The sequence below is a fragment of the Edaphobacter sp. 4G125 genome (assembly GCF_014274685.1).
GTDB lineage: Bacteria > Acidobacteriota > Terriglobia > Terriglobales > Acidobacteriaceae > Edaphobacter.
In genome coordinates, this window is the sequence record NZ_CP060393.1 from 1,956,205 (window position 1) to 1,974,153 (window position 17,949).

General features: G+C 53.5%; 16 protein-coding genes. 10 read left to right on the forward strand and 6 right to left on the reverse strand.

Annotated features, from left to right (window positions below; all coding sequences use genetic code 11):
- Window positions 1–22 precede the first annotated feature (22 nt).
- From H7846_RS08130 to H7846_RS08145, 4 genes are all read left to right on the forward strand, one after another.
- Window positions 23–2,479, forward strand: a complete 2,457-nt coding sequence (locus tag H7846_RS08130; protein WP_186695952.1) for a TonB-dependent receptor — start codon at window positions 23–25, stop codon at window positions 2,477–2,479.
- A 58-nt stretch (window positions 2,480–2,537) separates the two neighbouring features.
- The gene (locus H7846_RS08135) at window positions 2,538–3,947 is read left to right on the forward strand and encodes a PepSY-associated TM helix domain-containing protein (RefSeq protein ID WP_186695953.1); all 1,410 of its coding nucleotides are present in this window, start codon (window positions 2,538–2,540) and stop codon (window positions 3,945–3,947) included.
- A gap of 72 nt (window positions 3,948–4,019) precedes the next feature.
- Entirely contained in the window at window positions 4,020–6,332 is a 2,313-nt protein-coding gene (locus H7846_RS08140; protein WP_186695954.1) for a GH92 family glycosyl hydrolase, read from the forward strand.
- 131 nt (window positions 6,333–6,463) lie between these two features.
- A complete protein-coding gene (locus H7846_RS08145) occupies window positions 6,464–7,420 on the forward strand; it encodes a vWA domain-containing protein (protein ID WP_186695955.1) in 957 nt (318 codons plus the stop codon).
- On the opposite strand, the gene H7846_RS08150 is transcribed toward H7846_RS08145, so the two are convergent.
- The 3 genes from H7846_RS08150 to H7846_RS08160 form a co-directional block, all read right to left on the reverse strand.
- A complete protein-coding gene (locus tag H7846_RS08150) occupies window positions 7,407–8,474 on the reverse strand; it encodes a Gfo/Idh/MocA family protein (protein WP_186695956.1) in 1,068 nt (355 codons plus the stop codon). The two genes, H7846_RS08145 and H7846_RS08150, sit on opposite strands and share 14 nt — an antisense overlap.
- A 166-nt stretch (window positions 8,475–8,640) precedes the next feature.
- Entirely contained in the window at window positions 8,641–10,311 is a 1,671-nt protein-coding gene (groL, locus tag H7846_RS08155) for a chaperonin GroEL (RefSeq protein WP_186695957.1), read from the reverse strand.
- A 116-nt stretch (window positions 10,312–10,427) separates the two neighbouring features.
- Window positions 10,428–10,721: a co-chaperone GroES gene (locus H7846_RS08160; RefSeq protein ID WP_022845622.1), complete on the reverse strand. Its 294-nt coding sequence runs from the start codon at window positions 10,719–10,721 to the stop codon at window positions 10,428–10,430.
- 369 nt (window positions 10,722–11,090) lie between these two features.
- On the opposite strand from H7846_RS08160, the gene H7846_RS08165 reads away from it, so the two are divergent.
- Window positions 11,091–11,684 (forward strand): Ig-like domain-containing protein, encoded by a 594-nt coding sequence (locus H7846_RS08165; protein ID WP_255460941.1) that lies wholly within the window; start codon window positions 11,091–11,093, stop codon window positions 11,682–11,684.
- Window positions 11,685–11,696: 12 nt separating this feature from the next.
- Window positions 11,697–12,425 (forward strand): SDR family NAD(P)-dependent oxidoreductase, encoded by a 729-nt coding sequence (locus H7846_RS08170; RefSeq protein ID WP_186695958.1) that lies wholly within the window; start codon window positions 11,697–11,699, stop codon window positions 12,423–12,425.
- Here H7846_RS08170 and H7846_RS08175 read toward each other — a convergent pair.
- Window positions 12,422–12,868, reverse strand: coding sequence for a DUF6249 domain-containing protein (locus H7846_RS08175; RefSeq protein WP_186695959.1), 447 nt, complete (start codon window positions 12,866–12,868; stop codon window positions 12,422–12,424). The two genes, H7846_RS08170 and H7846_RS08175, sit on opposite strands and share 4 nt — an antisense overlap.
- Window positions 12,869–12,968: 100 nt before the next feature.
- Between H7846_RS08175 and H7846_RS08180 the strand changes: the two genes are divergently transcribed.
- Both H7846_RS08180 and H7846_RS08185 read left to right on the forward strand, forming a co-directional pair.
- A complete protein-coding gene (locus H7846_RS08180; protein WP_186695960.1) occupies window positions 12,969–13,520 on the forward strand; it encodes an RNA polymerase sigma factor in 552 nt (183 codons plus the stop codon).
- Window positions 13,517–13,846, forward strand: coding sequence for a hypothetical protein (locus tag H7846_RS08185; protein ID WP_186695961.1), 330 nt, complete (start codon window positions 13,517–13,519; stop codon window positions 13,844–13,846). The genes H7846_RS08180 and H7846_RS08185 overlap by 4 nt, the downstream gene beginning before the upstream one ends.
- 48 nt (window positions 13,847–13,894) lie before the next feature.
- Here the strand turns inward: H7846_RS08185 and pdxT are convergent, their stop codons facing one another.
- Entirely contained in the window at window positions 13,895–14,515 is a 621-nt protein-coding gene (pdxT, locus tag H7846_RS08190) for a pyridoxal 5'-phosphate synthase glutaminase subunit PdxT (RefSeq protein ID WP_186695962.1), read from the reverse strand.
- 596 nt (window positions 14,516–15,111) lie between these two features.
- On the opposite strand from pdxT, the gene H7846_RS08195 reads away from it, so the two are divergent.
- Window positions 15,112–15,882 (forward strand): SDR family NAD(P)-dependent oxidoreductase, encoded by a 771-nt coding sequence (locus H7846_RS08195; protein WP_186695963.1) that lies wholly within the window; start codon window positions 15,112–15,114, stop codon window positions 15,880–15,882.
- A 119-nt stretch (window positions 15,883–16,001) separates the two neighbouring features.
- Here H7846_RS08195 and pdxS read toward each other — a convergent pair whose 3' ends face one another.
- Complete coding sequence (gene pdxS / locus H7846_RS08200; protein ID WP_186695964.1) at window positions 16,002–16,955, reverse strand: pyridoxal 5'-phosphate synthase lyase subunit PdxS; 954 nt, start codon at window positions 16,953–16,955, stop codon at window positions 16,002–16,004.
- Between the two features lie 249 nt (window positions 16,956–17,204).
- On the opposite strand from pdxS, the gene H7846_RS08205 reads away from it, so the two are divergent.
- On the forward strand, window positions 17,205–17,927 hold the full coding sequence (locus H7846_RS08205) for a glycosyltransferase (protein ID WP_186695965.1): 723 nt from the start codon (window positions 17,205–17,207) through the stop codon (window positions 17,925–17,927).
- Window positions 17,928–17,949 lie beyond the last annotated feature (22 nt).

Genomic DNA, 17,949 nt, shown 5'->3' on the forward strand with positions numbered 1-17,949 from the left:
ATGTGTTTTCTTTACTTTATCCTTGAGCCTTTCGGCTCAGACTCCGCTAAGTGCGACGACTGCTGGACAGGTTATTGGCCCACAAGGAGCGGCCGTTGCAAACGCACAAATCGAGACCCGTCAACTTAATGGTTCATTTGTGGCTCGTCGGATATCGGATCAGGATGGCCGGTTTTCGATAGGTCAGTTGCCGGTAGGGCAGTATGAATTTCATGTTGAACACGCCGGATTCCGAGAGCTGATTCGGCAGGTCGAGGTCCATGCGGAAGACAGCCTGTTTTTGAGTTTCCCGCTCACACTATTGTCGATTACAGAAAATGTCACGGTCAGTGCGCAACCTTCTCTGATAACAGAAACGCCACTCAGCCAGACTCGAGCTTCCATAAGCCGTGAAGACTTCAAAGATTCTCCAGCGATAACAATTGCAGATGTACTGGGTTTGGCGCCGGGAGTCACCTTTGTTCAAGGCAATGGCCCTCGTGATGTTGCCATCTCTGTTCGCGGCTCAAGCACACGCCAGACATATGGCGTCCGTAATGTACAGGTCTTTGAAGATGGTTTTCCTGTGACTCAGCCGGATGGTCTGGCGAGGACAGATCTTACGGATCCTCATGCGTACAGCGGTGTAGATGTGATTCAGGGACCGTCGTCAGCGCTTTATGGAAACTATGCGACAGGTGGAGCCATCAATTTCCATACACGAAGTGGAAGTGAAATTCATGGACTGGAAGTAGGGGCGGACTTTGGAAGTTTCGGTTACTACAACGATTATCTGACCTATGGTGCTGGAAGCGATCGGTATCAGATTGCTGCATTTGTAAGCAATGTCCGTGCAGATCAGGTAACGGTAAATAATCAATTCAATACGGTAACCGCGAATATCCTTGCTAATTTTGTGGCAACGCCGCATGATCGCATGACTTTCAAGTTCATAAACAATGATCTGAACACGAATCTCTCAATTCGACTCTCTCGGGCACAATATCAAATCAATCCATATCAAATAGGCTGTGAGATCTATAGTTCTTCTTTTGCTGCAAATGGATGTGCCAGTGTCAGCGTTTATGTTAACGGCTATAACGGTGCTAAGAAATCACTAGGAGCTGCGGAAGCTGGTTTGAATCGTCATGATCGTCGCACGATCGTCGGAGCTCGCTACGAGCGCGATCTTACGTCCAATACGACTTGGCAGACGCAATTTGTATGGGATAACCGCGACGCGAATCAACCAACCAGTTCCTCGGCATATCGTGGCACTCTTCCATCTTTTAATCTGGAAAGTGATGTTGTACGCCATGGATCTTTGGCGAAGCGCCAAACGACTATCTATGCTGGCGGATTCTTCAACTATGAGAACATCAACTCTCAAAGCTCAAATCTAATGCCTGGGGGCGACGCTACATTGGGTGGCGCAACTCAGACCGTCATCGGAACTCATCTCAACACCGGTTTCCGCGGACGCGCCGAGTTCGTTCTAGCGGAACGGTGGACTCTGGTTGCAGGATTTGGTGGCGAGTATACGCGTTTGAATGCGCTGGCGAATAACTTCACTTATCCGATTGCTGGAACACCTGTTATCTCACCCGTTTCGGCGAATCGTACCTTCTTCAATGTTGCTCCTGAAGTGGGAGTACAGTTTCATCCTACCCATGCCTGGAGTATTCACGCTCGCTTGGGGACAGGCTATGGGACCCCTCAGGCAACACAACTATTCACGAATGCGCAAGGCCAGTTCGGGAACAATGTAACCCTCAAAACGCAACGAAACATCGGAATTGATGGCGGAGCTGAATGGTCGATTGGTTCTATGTTGCAGTTTTCGGGCGCGCTATTTTACGAGTGGTTCCACAATGAGCAGGTGACGCAATCGGCTGGAGTTAATCTACAAAGCTATACCTTCAATGCGCCCGCTTCCACGCATCGTGGCGTGCAGGCAAGTATCGATCTACGCCCGCTTCCCCACGCTATTGCAGGGCTCAGATTGCGGGCTTCCTATCTGTATGACAATCAGATCTACACCCGCTACACCGAACAGCTAACGACAGGTGATGTGAGTAATAGTTTCTCGCGTAATAATAAGCAAATTCCAGGTGTTCAGCCGCATTATCTCAATGCACGGATTATTTATGACCAGCCAGTAGGGAAGCTGCATGGTTTCGGAGCATATCTGGAGACAAGCTGGCGAGATAAATATGCTCTCGACAATGCCAATTTTCTTTATGCTTCTGGCTACACCCTTCTGAATCTAAGCACGCATTACGACATGCCTTCTGGACATGGAGCCCTATCGCGATTGAGATTCTTTTTCGATATCCAGAATCTTGCTGACAAAATCTATATCGCATCTGCCAGCAATATTACGAACACCTTGAATCCGGCGGGACAGCAGAACGGTGCAAGTGTATTGGCGACTTCGACAGGCTCGATCTATGCAGGTACGCCACGAGCTTCTTACGGCGGCGTACGAGTTCGTTTCTAACGTTATTCCAACTAGCTGGTGAGAACGACGGGTTTGTTCTCGCCAGAGGAGAATCGCAATGAATGACACTTTGGAGACAGCAGCTGCGGACGAGCAGGCCCGTCGGGTCTATCGCGCGGTCTGGCGATGGCACTTCTATGCTGGAATCTTTTGCATTCCGCTGGTGATCTGGCTTTCCTGCACTGGTTCAATTTATCTCTTCAAACCGCAGATTGAACGTTGGCTGGACAGGCCATACGATCACTTTGAAATTCATGGTTTACAGGCGACACCGGAGCAGATTGCAAATGTTGCTCTCCGCGCAGTGCCCCATTCCAGTCTTCACTACTATGAGCTGCCACCATCTGCAAATGCGGCGACGCGGGTGATTGTTGGTGTAGGTTCGCAAGAATTCCGTGTTTATATTCACCCACAGACGCTTCAGATTCTGAAGATTATTGATGAAGATAAGCGCCCTATGCGGATTATTTTTCGATTACATGGCGAGCTCCTTGCTGGGGATTGGGGCTCGCGTGTAGTCGAGTTAGCTGCTTCGTGGGCGATTGTCCTCATCGTTAGTGGTCTGTATCTCTGGTGGCCGAGACAAGGCGAGAGATTAGCAGGAGTTTTCTGGATCCGGTTTAGAAGAGGGTCCAGGATCTTCTGGCGAGATCTGCACGCAGTTACTGGACTCTGGATCTCCGCTTTTGCGCTTTTTCTGCTTCTTACAGGATTGCCCTGGGCGAAAAGTTGGGGGACGTATTTCCAGCGAGTTCGCCAAATAACAGGTACAGCGGTCGCACTGCAAGACTGGACCATAGGCCGGTCCTCAGAATTAGCCGAGCGTGAAGGATTAAATAGAAACAGTGTTACGACAGATGCAATGGATCATTCCAATCATGTGGGCCATGCAATGTCACATTTGCCTTCGAATCTTTCGCTGGTAGGCATGAACCGGGTTGTTTCGGCTGCAACAGCCCTTCATCTTGCTTCACCAGTGCTAATTACCCCATCGGCGAAGGAAGGCGCTCCCTGGGTAGTTAAGTCAGATGCACAGAACCGTACATTGCGAACTATCATTCTGATGAATCCGAATACGGCTGCGATAGTGAATCGCCAGGACTTCAATCAACGTCATATTGTCGACCGCGTGCTCGGGGTCGGAATCGCGGCGCATGAAGGCCAACTCTTCGGACTTGCAAACCAACTTCTCGGCCTAATAACTGCAATGGGATTGGTAGCGCTTTCTCTGAGCGCTATTGTGTTGTGGTGGAGACGGCGCCATGTAGGGGTTCTAGGGGCGCCATTGCCAACAACAAAGCCGAGGTGGTCTATAGCTCTGGTAGCAGTTATTGTTGTGCTCGCCCTCTATCTTCCTGCTATGGCTGCCTCGCTTGTTACGGTGATCATGTTAGAGAAACTTCTTTTTTCCCGGGTTCCACAGGTAAGCCGTTGGCTCGGACTTTCGACCGCAACTCGTGATTTGTAATCAAAATTACAAAGCTGCTTTATCGAAGATAAAAAGCGCATATTACGTTTTCTTCTGCTGTACTGTTGAACCATGAAGAAGTTTTTTGGCTTTGTGCTTGTTGCAGCTTCAATGGCGTTTGCACAGACATCCGATCCGCTCAGGTTTGTTGATCCGATGATTGGTACTGGTCCGGAAGGGCATACATTTCCGGGTGCGACTGCGCCGTTTGGCATGGTCCAGCTCTCGCCTGATACGCAGATTCGCCCGTTTAAACAAAGCTACAAGTGGGCAGCTGGATATCGCTATGAAGACACGACAATTTTGGGTTTTTCGCACACACATTTTTCTGGAGCGGGACATAGCGATCTTGGCGATGTGCTTCTGACTCCGATCAGTGGCGACAGCGTTCCTCTTGAACCCGGAGATCCGGAGAAGCCCCATTCAGGCTACCGCTCCAGGTTTTCACATGCAGAGGAACATGCCGAGGCCGGTTACTACAGCGTGTTTCTAAAAGATTCTGCCGTTCATGCAGAACTTACTGCCAGCGAGCGCGTCGGAGTTCATCGCTATACATTTGCTGGTGGCGCACAACGCCATGTTCTACTTGATCTTCGCAGCAGCATCTATAACTATCCCGGCAAGGTGCTGTGGTCGCGCATAAGAATCCGCAAAGACGGTACTGTAACCGGAATGCGCGAGACCCGCGGTTGGGCGCCGGGCCGGCAGTTGTATTTTGCAATCCGTTTTTCTACGGACATGATTGGGCATGCGCTCTATAACAAAGAAGATCTGCCAGTCTATCGCGGCTTCAAAACGCCTGGAACATCACCTCAAGATACTCGGAGTATCGAAGGCCGGGGACTTGAGGCCGTATTTGACTTTGCGTCTTCCTCTGCTCCACTTATCGTGAAGGTTGCACTCTCCTCAGTAAGCGAGCAAAACGCAATTGAGAATATGGACGTGGAAGTACCCGGTTTTGACTTTGACCATGTACGAGCCACGACGCAACATATGTGGAGAGAGCAGTTGGCACATGTTGAATTTCAGGCTTCAATCCCAATGCAAAGGTCGCTTTACACGGCGTTTTACCACGCCCTTATGGCTCCAAGCATAAGCATGGATGTGAATGGAGAATACAGGGGACCTGACAATCAGGTACATCGCGCCGTAGGTTTTCGCTTTGTCTCGACCCTTTCTTTGTGGGATACCTACCGTGCAGAACAGCCGCTCATGACTCTCATCGAGCCGGAACAACGGACGAACGATCTGGTTCAATCGATGCTTTCCTCTGCAGAGGAAAGCCCATTCGGAATTCTTCCGGTATGGCAGTTTCAAGGGCAGGAAACCTGGTGCATGATCGGATATCATGCTGTTCCGATGATTGCTGATGCGTATATGAAGGGAATCCGTGGTTACGATGCCCAGAAGGCTCTCGATACGATGATTGCTAGCGCAACCTATGCACCCTACGGCAATCTCGGACAGTATATGAAGCTTGGTTATGTCCCGGTCGACCATGATGACGAAGCAGTTTCCAAGACTGTGGAATACGCTTTTGATGACTGGACGATCTCACGCATGGCTGCAGCAATGAATAAGACTACAGTAGCTGCGACTTTTAGGAAGCGTTCTGCATTTTGGCGAAACAACTTTAATACAGCAGATGGATTTACTGAGCCTCGGCTCGAAAATGGAAACTATCGCAAGCCTTTCGATCCGGCTAAGGCAGGGGCAGGTAGTGGTTTTACTGAAGGTAATGCGTGGCAATACTCGTGGTACCAGCCACACGATGAGCAGGGACTGATCGATCTACTGGGAGGTCGCGACAACTTGATCGCCAGACTCGATGAGATGTTCGATCAGAAAGTCGATCCTGCCATGTATGCCAACGTTGAAGACATCTCAGGGATGATCGGTCAGTATATTCATGGCAATGAGCCTAGCCATCATCTTGCGTATCTCTACATGTATGCGGGCGCGCCATTGAAGACGCAGGTGCGGCTGAAACAAATTGTAGATTCGCAATATAAACCTGCCCCTGATGGCCTAGTTGGCAATGACGATCTTGGGCAGATGTCGGCATGGCTCATCTTTACTTCGTTAGGTTTTTATCCGGTAGCGCCCGGATCCAACGAGTATGTTTTGGGGAGGCCATTTGTCAATCGTGCACGAATTCACCTGCCGAATGGGAAGCTGCTGACTATTGACAGTGTGGATATGATTGAAGGTCACGATTTTCTGAAAGATGTTTCGCTCAATGGTAAATCCCTGGATCGCAGCTTTGTGACTCACGAGGAACTTATGAACGGCGGCGAGCTCAAGTTCACTTTTAGTAGCGAGAAAGAAGCAAAATGGTCTCATGGCACTTTGCGCGTGCCATATTCCGAAACATCTCCTCATTGATTCAACGCTGCCGGCGACAGAGTGTTGCTCTGTGAATCATGTTTTAGTGGGGAGAATACTTTTCAAAGAAATGGAGTCTGCCAAGGATCAGAAACGTCTAAGTCCTTAGGATAGGAAAGGAAGGAAGACAAATGATCCTCCGGAGTCTCTTACTTGCGAGTGCAATCTTAGGTTCATCTTTGGCTTATGCTCAGGAAGGACCAACGCCAACGCAGGCGATTGTTACAGTGAACTCTAAATCTTCTCAGACCCTGACCGCGCAAAACTTAAAGGTTAAGGTGAATAATCGTGATGCCCAGGTTGCGGCGGTTACTTCGATCAAGCCGAATGGAACCCAGGTAGCTCTTCTCATTGATGATGGTTTGCGAACCTCTGTTGCTCGTCAACTGTCCGATATCCGGAGATTTATTACATCTCTACCAGAAGGAACTGAGATCTTTGTCGGATATATGCAGAACGGACGAGTCGTTCCTGCCCAGGTCTTCACAACTGATCACGCTGTTGCGGCAACGAGCCTTCGCATTCCGATGGGCTCTCCTGGAGTGAGTGCCAGCCCTTACTTTTGTCTTTCAGACTTCGTTAAGAACTGGCCCGGCAGCTCAGGCTCAGAAGGTGCATTACTGACTCCGAAGGCACGATTTGTGATGATGCTGACCAACGGTGTCGATCCTTACAATGGGAGCGTCAGCCCGATGAATCAGAACAGCGTCTATGTCAATAACGCCATCCGCGATGCCCAACGCGCGGGTGTTCCGGTATATTCCATCTACTATGGCAATGCTGGAATCCGCGGTGGCGCGGCAAGTTTCAGCGGCCAAAGTTATCTCGCTCAGGTTGCCGATGATACCGGAGGTAGAGCTTATTATCAGGGGTTGGGGAGCCCGGTTTCTTTAACGCCCTTCTTTGATCAGTTTCGCAAAGCAATAGGAGAAAGTTATGTCGCAAGCTTTTCAGCGCCAGCGAAAAACAATGAACTGGTTGATCTGAAATTTTCGACGACTCTGCCGTCTGCAAAACTGCAAACGCCTCGTCAGGTTCGTCCAGGAACGCGTATTATTGCTCGTCAGCAGGCTCTCAACCCAGAGTAAGGCCTGCTGCTTTATAAATTGATTGGATGTGCTGCATATCCTTGAGACCTTCTTCGCCAGGAGTATCCGGCGTTCGGTTTTCAAGGATGCAGCGGCTGAAGTGATCGATTTGGCGTGCGAACTGCTTCGGATCGGGCTCCGGGTTCTTTTCGTCGATCCTGGTCGGCGGTGTGTTGCGATCGCTCCGATAGTTTGCGGTGAGATGCAAGCCCTGATAACCGAACTCGTCGACTTCGAGCCAGCCCTTCGAACCAAATACCTTGTAATATCCAGGCATCGAAGCTCCGTAGGTTGTTATGCAACTTGCTACAGCTCCAGAAGGGAATTTCATGGTCCAGGCGAGATTCTCCTCGACACCCTGGAATCGGCTATCCTGATCCGGAGTGGTTGCAACTGCCGTAAAGGCTATAGGATCTTCTCCGGTTAGATAACGCGTCGCATTAAGCGAATAGATGCCAACGTCCATCAGTGGACCGCCGCCGCCAAGGGCGCGCGTCGAACGCCATTCATTGGGAGCAATATTGAAGCCATTCGCACTATCAATGGCCTCTACTTTGCCGATCGCTCCATCGCGAATCAGTTTGATCGTTTTTAACGTAATCGGCTCGTAGTGAAGTCGATAAGCGATCATCAGCTTCACATTTGCCAATTTGCACGCCGAAATCATCTGCTCACATTCAGCAACCGAGATTGCCATCGGCTTTTCACACAACACATGTTTACCAGATTTCGCCGAACGGATCGTGTACTCCGCATGCATGCTATTGGGCAGACAAACAATAACGGCATCGATGTCTTTGTTCTCACGGATTCGCTCGATGTTTTCATAGCTGTAGATCGAGCTTGTTGATACGCCATACTGTGCGGCGATTCTCTCAGCTTTGTCACGATGGCCGCTGACAAGTCCTGTTACGCGCGCAGTGGAGCTCTCCGCAATACCGCGCATGTGATGGTCGGCGATACGGCCCAGTCCGATAATGCAATAGCCGATCTTGCGGGCAGGGGATTGTGCTATCAACGGGAGATGATGGAGTGCGCTTGCTGCAACTCCCATCGCTCCAAGTTTTGCGAAATCTCTTCGTGAGGTCATATTTTTAGATGAGCAGAATGCGTTGGAATGATGTAACGCCAACAGCATAGAACATTTCTGGTGAAAAGCGATTTTTACAAGAAAGAAAAAGCCCCCGGATCCGGGGGCTTTTCTTTGTGATGAATAAGGACTAGTACATGCCGTCCATGCCGCCGCCATGGTTATGGCCGCCAGCCGGGGCTTCCTTCTTCTCCGGAATCTCGGAGATCATGGCCTCGGTGGTGAGCATCAAGCCAGCGATCGAGGCCGCGTTCTGGAGTGCAGTGCGGGTGACCTTGGTTGGGTCGATGACGCCGGCCTTGACCAAGTCCTCGTAGGCGCCGGTTCCGGCGTTGTAGCCGAAGTTGTTTTCCTTCGACTCGTGGATCTTGCCGATGACGACTGCGCCCTCTTCGCCTGCGTTGGAGACGATCATGCGCAGCGGCTCTTCGATGGCGCGGCGGATGATCGATGCACCGATCTTCTCATCGCCTTCGAGCGACTTGATGACGTCGTCGACAGCCGAAGCTGCGCGAACCAGAGCGACACCGCCACCGGGGACGATACCCTCTTCAACGGCTGCACGGGTTGCGTGCATCGCGTCTTCGACACGGGCCTTCTTCTCCTTCATCTCGGTCTCAGTTGCAGCACCGACCTTGATGACGGCAACTCCGCCAACCAGCTTGGCTAACCGCTCCTGCAGCTTCTCGCGGTCATAGTCCGAGGTGGTCTTGTCGACCTGAGCGCGAATCTCCTTCACGCGCCCTTCGATCTCCGCTCCCTTGCCGCCGCCATCGACGATGGTGGTGTTGTCCTTGTCGATCGTGACGCGCTTGGCGGTGCCGAGATCCTCGATCTTGACAGACTCGAGCTTGATGCCGAGGTCCTCGGTGATGGCCTTGCCACCCGTGAGGATCGCGATATCCTGCAGCATAGCTTTACGGCGGTCGCCGAAGCCAGGAGCCTTGACGGCAGCGACGTTCAACGTGCCACGCAGCTTGTTGACCACCAGGGTAGCTAGGGCTTCACCGTCCACGTCCTCTGCGATGATGACGAGCGGCTTGGCCGTGCGGGCGATCTGCTCGAGCAGGGGGAGCAGGTCCTTCATCGAAGAGATCTTCTTCTCATAGATAAGGATGTAGGGGTTCTCGAGGGCAGCTTCCATGCGCTCTGCGTCGGTGACGAAGTAGGGCGAGAGGTAACCGCGATCGAACTGCATGCCTTCCACAACGTCGAGTTGCGTCTCCATGGTGCGCGACTCTTCGACGGTGATCACGCCGTCCTTGCCGACCTTCTTCATTGCCTCGGCGATGATGGTTCCGATCTGAGCGTCCGAGTTAGCCGAGATGGTTCCGACCTGGGCGATCATGTCGCCGGAAACGGGCTTCGACAGCTTGCTCAGAGCGCCGCCCTGAACCACGCCGTGCTCGTCGCGCTTACCGATGATGGCCTCAACGGCCTTGTCGATGCCTCGCTTCAATGCCATCGGGTTTGCACCGGCGGCGACAGTCTTAACTCCTTCGCGGTAGATGGCCTGCGCCAGAACAGTCGCAGTGGTGGTGCCGTCACCGGCAACGTCGGAAGTCTTCGACGCAACCTCACGCACCATCTGTGCGCCCATATTCTCAAGTGCATTGCCCAGTTCAATCTCCTTGGCGACAGTCACGCCGTCCTTGGTGATGGTGGGGGAGCCGAACTTCTTTTCGATAACGACGTTGCGGCCCTTCGGACCGAGAGTCACCTTGACAGCGTCAGCGAGCGTATTGACGCCACGCAGGATTGCCTGACGGGAATCTTCTCCATGCAGAATCTGCTTTGCCATTGCTTACTCCTGTTGCCGGCAGTAGCCGGCGAAAAGTTTGTGTTATTGCTGAATTCGTTTTTGAGTCCATTCCAGTCGGAAATGCGGCGAAGCCGCGTACCGCTGGATGCGCAGTCCTACTTGAGGATGCCGAGGACTTCCTCTTCGCGCATGATCAGGAGCTCTTCACCATCGAGCTTGATCTCGGTACCGGAGTACTTGCCGAAGAGGATCTGGTCGCCAGCCTTGACGTCAAGCGGGAAGACCTTGCCTTCGTCGTTCGACTTGCCCTTGCCAACCGAGATCACCTCGCCCTGCTGGGGCTTTTCCTTCGCGGAGTCGGGGATGATGATGCCGCCACGAACTGTTTCGCTCTCTTCCACACGGCGGACCAGGATACGATCGTGCAGCGGTGTAAACGTCTTCGCCATTGTTACCTCTCCTTATTGCGGTTTGGTTCCCCGAAGAGAAGACCTCTTCAAGGTGAAATCACGCATCGACCCTTCTAGGCGATCGTTCGCCCTGGCCGGTGCAAGCTGTTGGAATTGCTAGTACCGTATCCCTGAATGCCCTGAATCGAGGAGGGAAATTGCAGTTGGTTAGCACTCAACTCTTCCGATTGCTAACGATAGGATACCCATTTGCGAATGTCAACTCAGGGAGATGAAATCTGAGTGAAAGTCGCGCAGGGTCAATTTGATTACTTTATAAGTGGCTGAATATAAATGGAAAACAATCTAAACATTTTTGCGGAAGACAGTTTCGTGCTCCGCTCCACTGGAGGGCGTAAAATAACGCCCATGATGTTGTCTCGCCGTGTCTTGTTTCGCTTCTTTCCTGTCTGCATCGCTGTGATCCTGACGGCCTCTGTTCTGCTGGCTGAACAATCTCCAGAACGGCATGGCCGAAAGTACAAACCGCCGCCGGAAACCTCAAAGATCACCGTCGAGGTCAAGAAGAAGTTCAATGGCAAACCCATCATGAACGCTGCTGTCATCTTCAATCCGTTTAAAGATGGCAAAGACATCGGCAATCTTGAAGTCAAGACAGATCCGGATGGCAAAGCGACGATCGACATCATCCCCACCGGTTCTCTGGTGCGGGTGCAGGTAATCGCCAACGGGTATGCGACGTTTGCCAAGGACTATCAGGTAGACGATACGGCCTACAACATCGAGATTGAGATGCTGCGCCCCCGCGAGCAGGTTTCCTCTTATGTAGATAACGACGGGAAGGCTTCTTCGCGGAAGTGGGGGGTCCAGGAGCCGGTCCGCCCGAAGGCTTCTGGCCAGAAGCCGGATTCGAGTGCTCCTCAGCCTTCGAAGCCCGATTCCACGCCGCCCTCGAATTCTTCGTCTGGCGGTTCGGCGCAGCAGCCTGCGCCGCAGCAATAGGACAGTGACCGCATGAAGCCTCTTGCAGGAAAGGCCGCGCTGGTGACCGGTGCGGCCCGGCGCATTGGGTGCGCGATCGCGCTTGCCCTTGCGGAACAGGGAGCCGATGTTGCGATCACCTATCGCGACTCGCAGGCGGAAGCCGAGCAGACGGTTCGCGATCTGGCTGCGCATGATGTCGAGGCACTGGCGGTCCGCTGCGATCTTCGCGAGCCTGCGGACATCGAGAATGCGGTCTCATCCACAGTCGAGCAGTTTGGCCGGCTCGACCTTGTGGTCAATAATGCAGGGATGTTTGAGTCGGCCGCTCTCGAAGCGATTTCGGTCGAACAGTGGGATACGATCTTCGCAACGAATACGCGCGCCCCTTTCCTGGTGGCCCAGGCGGCGCTGCCACATCTACGGGCGGCGCAGGGAAGGATTGTGAACATCGGCTCGCTGGGAGGGATGCATGTGTGGGCCACGCATGGCCACTACTGCACCTCGAAGGCGGCGCTGCACATGCTTTCGCAGGTGATGGCGAAGGCATGGGCTCCGGAGGTCAGTGTGAACTGCGTGGCTCCTGGAATGATCGTCCAGGGCGAGATCGAAGAGGCTTACGAACACTTTGCCCGGAAGACGCCGATGCAGCGAAATGGAAAAGCTGCCGACGTCGCGACAGCTGTATTGTTCTTTGCAACTGCTCCGTCATTTATTACTGGACAGATTCTTACGGTCGATGGTGGCCTGGGACTGAGTTAGTGAGACTGGTCCGGCTCGATCTCCATGCCGAAGCGCGAGAGTTCGCGCTTCTGCAGGTTGTAGTCGACGAAGAAGCCAATGCCGATGGCCAGCGGAATGAGCCCGACGGCGGCTCCCGCGAGGACATTACGTTCACTCACGATCACGCACAGGGCAATAAAGAACAGCATCAGGCCAATTCCTGAAGAGACCAATATGATGCCGGCGCGACGTGCGTTGCTCAGACTGCGGAGAGGGTCTTTCGGGGGAATTTCCTCCTCGCGAACCTGACCCAAGACCTTCTCGATGTCCTCGATGGACATGCCGCGGGCGAGCATGGCCATGCGCTGATCGGCACGGATGCGCTTGTTGTGGGCATTGGACCAGATGCCGCTGATAATGGCGACGATAGCGACGGCGAAGGCTCCGATGGGAATGATAAAGGGGCTATTGAAGACTTCCATAAGGCTTCTTCCTTTCTGCCAGCGTTAGACAACGGGGCGATATTTAAGTTTCATTCTTCGTACTGAAACTTTCGGCACTTTGTGAGGTCTAACGTTTTTCGTGAGCCTTGATCTTAGCTTCGAGCAGGTGGTGCGAGACCATCAAGCAATGGTCTTCCGCACCATCTATCGAATGACAGGGAGTCGCGAAAATCTGGAGGATCTCGCGCAGGAGGTCTTTCTCCGGCTCTATCGGGCGCTGCCTAACTTTCGCGGAGAGTCGCTCGTGACCACCTATCTCTATCGCATCGCCGTCAACGTCGCTCAGAACGAGTGGAAACGACGCAAACGTCAGGAGCGCCCGTTGGTTTCCATCTCAGAGGAGACCAACGCCTGGGAAGACCGGCTTGAACATCCTGCTCAGAATGCTGAACAGCAGATGGAGACACGTGAATTTCGTCTTCTTTTAGAAGAGCAGCTGCAGGAGCTGAGTAGCATCGAGCGCACAGTGCTTGTGCTCTACCATCAGGAGGAGCGAAGCTATGAACAGATTGCGGCGGCACTCAACATGCCGATTGGAACGATTCGAACGCATCTGCATCGCGGGCGAAAAAAGCTGCGCGGGCGGTTGCAACAGGCGCAGGGGAGGGCGACGTGTCCGGTGACGAGATGAATCCGTTTGAAGTGCAGGCTCTCGATGCTCAGATTCAGCGAGAGCTGGAGCGTATGCCCGATCTCTCAGGGGCCATTCCGGCGGACTTTGCCGCTCGGGTGGCGGCGAAGGTGCCGGCGAAGCGTGTGTCTCCTGCGACGACTGCTACTCATTACGGAAGCAGACTCGTGTGGGTGAGCCTTGTTGTGTTGTCGATCCTGTTGATCGTTCTTGCAGGGGAGAGTTTTGTTCACTCCACCATCGGAATCGCTATCGAATGGACCCTCTGTGCCCAATTTCTTGCGATCGTGATCTGGCTGGGAACGCGTCGCTGGAGATCGAGTTAACTGATTCCGTCCTTTAGAACCGCAGATCCTTCGACTCGCTCTGCTCGCTCAGGATGACACATTCTTGTTGGTAGTTCTTTTATACTGACGCACCATATCCAGGAAGAGTTGGTGGACGCGAGTATCGTGTCCAAGCTCCGGGTGGAAGGTCGCAGCCAGCAGGTGTCCTTCGCGGACCAGAACGGGGTCGCCGCCACGCGTCGCCAAGGTTTCGACTTCTTTTCCGGTGCGGGTGATGCGTGGGGCGCGGATGAAGACCATCTCCAGGGGAGCGCCGGGGAGTTTTGATTCGGCCTGGAGGATGGTGGAATCAACCTGGCGCCCATAGGCATTGCGCTCGACGGTGATATCGAGTGTTCCGAGGGATTTTTGGGCGGGATGAACCACGTCCTTGGCAAGGAGAATAACTCCGGCGCAGGTTCCGAAGGTTGGGGTGGAGTGGACGAAGTCTTTCAGTAACTCGAAGAAGCCGCGCTGCTCCAGAAACCGGAGCATGGTGGTGGACTCCCCACCGGGCATGATGAGACCGTCCAATCCTTCAAGGTCGGAGGGGAGGCGGACAAGCCGCGAGGTGGCTCCGAGACGACGGAGGGTCTGGGCATGGGCATCGTAGGCTCCCTGTAGGGCAAGTACGCCGATGATGAGCCCTGTGTTGTGACCTTCCGCCATGTCCCCCTCCCCCTATCTGTTTGGTGTCAAAGTATTCCAAAGATGGAACTTAGCCCCGTACTTCATGAGCTGGGATCTCTCGTCTGATGTTGAGATTGATCCTATGAGACTGTTCCTATTTATTAAGTATAGAGAAAAGGAGGGAGTAATTTTGCAGTGGGCAAATCATTTCCTATCTTGAAGATAGCGTAGGAGAGGGCTTGACAGTCGATTTCTCTACTTAAGTTGGGATGACACATGTCTTTTTGAGGGTGGCTGACGATGATGCGGGTGGGTTCCCATCGATACAGGGATTCTTCGTCTACGGCTCGAAATGACGACGAGCAGTGGACGAAGATGGGACGCCCGGATTTGTTGGAAAGCGAAATGCGGGGATTTCTCCACTTCGCTGCCGTCTGTGACGCCAGCCTCGGTCGAAATGACACTTTTATAGGAACGTGACTCCGTTATGGATATAGGGTGTGAAACGCAGATCCCACTTGGCTTCGCTCAGGGTGAGCTCTTCAACTGGCTCCGCTCGCTCAGGATGACAGATTCCTGTGAGAGGAAAGATGAATGCGATATCTTTGCGGAAGTAAGGCGGAGGTCTTTCAAGAATGGCAAGTAGAGCGGCAAGTTATCCGAGCCTCGAAGGCAAGGTGGTTCTGGTAACGGGAGGTGCCAGCGGAATTGGTGAGTCTATTGTTGAAGCCTTTACGCTGCAACGGGCGCAGGTTGTGTTTCTGGACATTCAGGATGATGCTGCAAAGCAGCTCATTGAACGGCTGAAGAAGACAGTGGAGGTAGCGCCGGTCTATCGTCACTGCAATCTGGCCGACATGGAAGATTTAGATCGCACGATGAAGGAGATCGTCGCTCTGCACCCGAAGATCGATGTTTTGGTGAACAACGCGGGCAATGATACCCGGCATACGGTGGAAGAGGTGACGTCGCAGTCCTGGGATGAGCTGATGGCGATCAACTTAAAACAGCAGTTCTTTATGGCTCAAACGGTGATTCCTTCAATGAAGAAGAGTGGTAGGGGATCGATCATCAACATGAGCTCGATCAGCTGGGTGATTCCTTCAACCGGAGTTCCCGTGTACGTGACGGCGAAGGCGGCGATTGTGGGGATGACCCGGACGTTGGCCCATACGGTCGGGAAGGACAATATCCGAGTGAACAGCGTGTTGCCCGGAGCCATCCTGACTGAACGGCAAAAGAGGTTGTGGCTGACGGAGGAGTACAAGGCCGAGGTTCTGTCGCGACAGGCGTTGAAGAGGATGATTCTTCCGGAAGAAGTAGCACGGCTGGTGCTGTTTCTTGCGTCAGATGACAGCTCGGCGATTACGAACCAGAGCCATGTGATCGATGGAGGATGGGTGTGAGACGCACCAGAATGGCGCGAAAAGGTGGTAAGAAGAATTTAAGAGATGTTTGATACTTCGACTTAAAGAAGAAACGCCACCGAGTAAGCTTTCGGTGGCGTTCTAACTATTGTTACCAGTTACCAGCCGCGGGTCTGGAGGAGTTCGGATTCTTCGAGAGCGGCAGCGGCGAGGCCCTTCATGGTTCCGGTGACCTGCTCGCTGGCCTCGGCGACGATCTTGGGATCGTTGTAGTGGGTAGTAGCGATGACGATAGCCTTGGCGCGGGAGACAGCCTCTTCGCGCTCCTTGGGGTTGTTCTCGACGTCGAGCGGGGTGGCGCGCTCCTTCATGAAGATTCCGGAGCCAACGAAGACGGCCTCGGCGCCGAGCTGCATCATGAGAGCGGCATCGGCCGGGGTGGCGATACCACCGGCGGAGAAGTTGGGAACGGGGAGCTTGCCGGTCTTGGCGACCATGCGGATGAGTTCGTAGGGCGCCTGGTGGACCTTGGCCTGGTTGTAGAGCTCGGCCTCGTCGAGGACGGTAAGGGCTTTCATCTCGCGGACAATCTGACGCATGTGCTGGACAGCGTGGACGACATCGCCGGTGCCGGCTTCGCCCTTGGTGCGAATCATGGCTGCGCCTTCAGCGATGCGGCGACAGGCCTCACCGAGGTTGCGGGCTCCGCAGACGAAGGGCGTGGTGAAGGCGTGCTTGTCGATGTGATAGGTCTCGTCAGCAGGGGTGAGGACCTCGGACTCGTCAATGAAGTCGACGCCAAGTTCCTGCAGAACCTGGGCCTCGGTGAAGTGGCCGATGCGGGCCTTGGCCATGACGGGGATGGAGACGGCTCCCATGATCTGCTTGATGAGCTTGGGGTTGGCCATGCGGGCGACTCCGCCTTCAGCGCGAATCATTGCGGGAACGCGCTCGAGCGCCATGACGGAGGTGGCTCCGGCCTCTTCGGCAATGCGGGCCTGCTCGACGTTCATGACGTCCATGATGACGCCACCTTTCAGCATCTCGGCGAGGCCGGTCTTGAGGCGGAGAGAAGAGGATCCGAGGTTGCCGTTTGAGGTGTGGTCTGCCATGACGATTCTCCTTGGGAGCCGCGGTTCTGATCAATTTTGAGGGTGAGCCGCGAGAGATTTAAGTTTAGCAGTTTTTATGAATGAAGGATGAAGGGAGCCGAGGGAACCGATAGTGACGAAATGGGATGGGTAGGCATGAATCATCCATTGATCATTGAAGGTTGTTCATTCTGGATTCGCAGAGAATTAAACCGTTGTTTACAAAGCTATCGATGGAGCGGTTCAAGCTCATGGGGACGGGGGATTTCCATGAGCGCTGAGTTGACGATCGTGATTCCGGCTAAGAATGAAGCGAAGATGTTGCCCAGGTTGTTGAAGTCCCTGGCCCGACAGGATTATGAGGGGATGGCTGAGACCCGGGTAATTGTGGCGGATGCCGGGTCGACCGATGGAACAGTGGAGGTGGCACTGAGCTTTCGCGATCGCCTGCGGGTCGAGGTGATTGAGGGAGGACTCCCATCCGTGGGGAGGAACGCGGGTGCACGCCTGGCTACGACGCCATACCTTCTGTTTCTGGATGCTGATGTAGAGCTTGCAGAGCCCACTTTGCTGCGTCGTGCCCTGTGGCGGATGCGGCGAAGGAAGCTACACCTGGTGACCACCAACATTGCCTGCCGTGAGGGAAACTTCTTCGACGACCTGCTCTATGCGGGAAATAACTTTATGCAGTATGTGGGGTCGTTTCTGAAGCCGTTCGCGACAGGGATGTTTATGCTGTTCGACCGCGAGGTCTTCTGGGCATTGGGAGGATTCAACGAGTACGCCTTGTTTGCGGAGGACTACCTGCTTTCCAAGGGAGTGGCGAGGGCACGTTTCAAGATCGTGCACGGAAAGATCTTTACGACCAATCGGCGGTTCCGAAAGCTGGGGCACGGCAGAATGGTCTGGATGTTCTTCAAGACCATGTTGCATAGCTGGAACGATGGATACTTTTTGCGGGACCAGGGATATTGGGAAGAAGAGTCGATTTAGCGTATCCGTCGGCGGAGGTGTG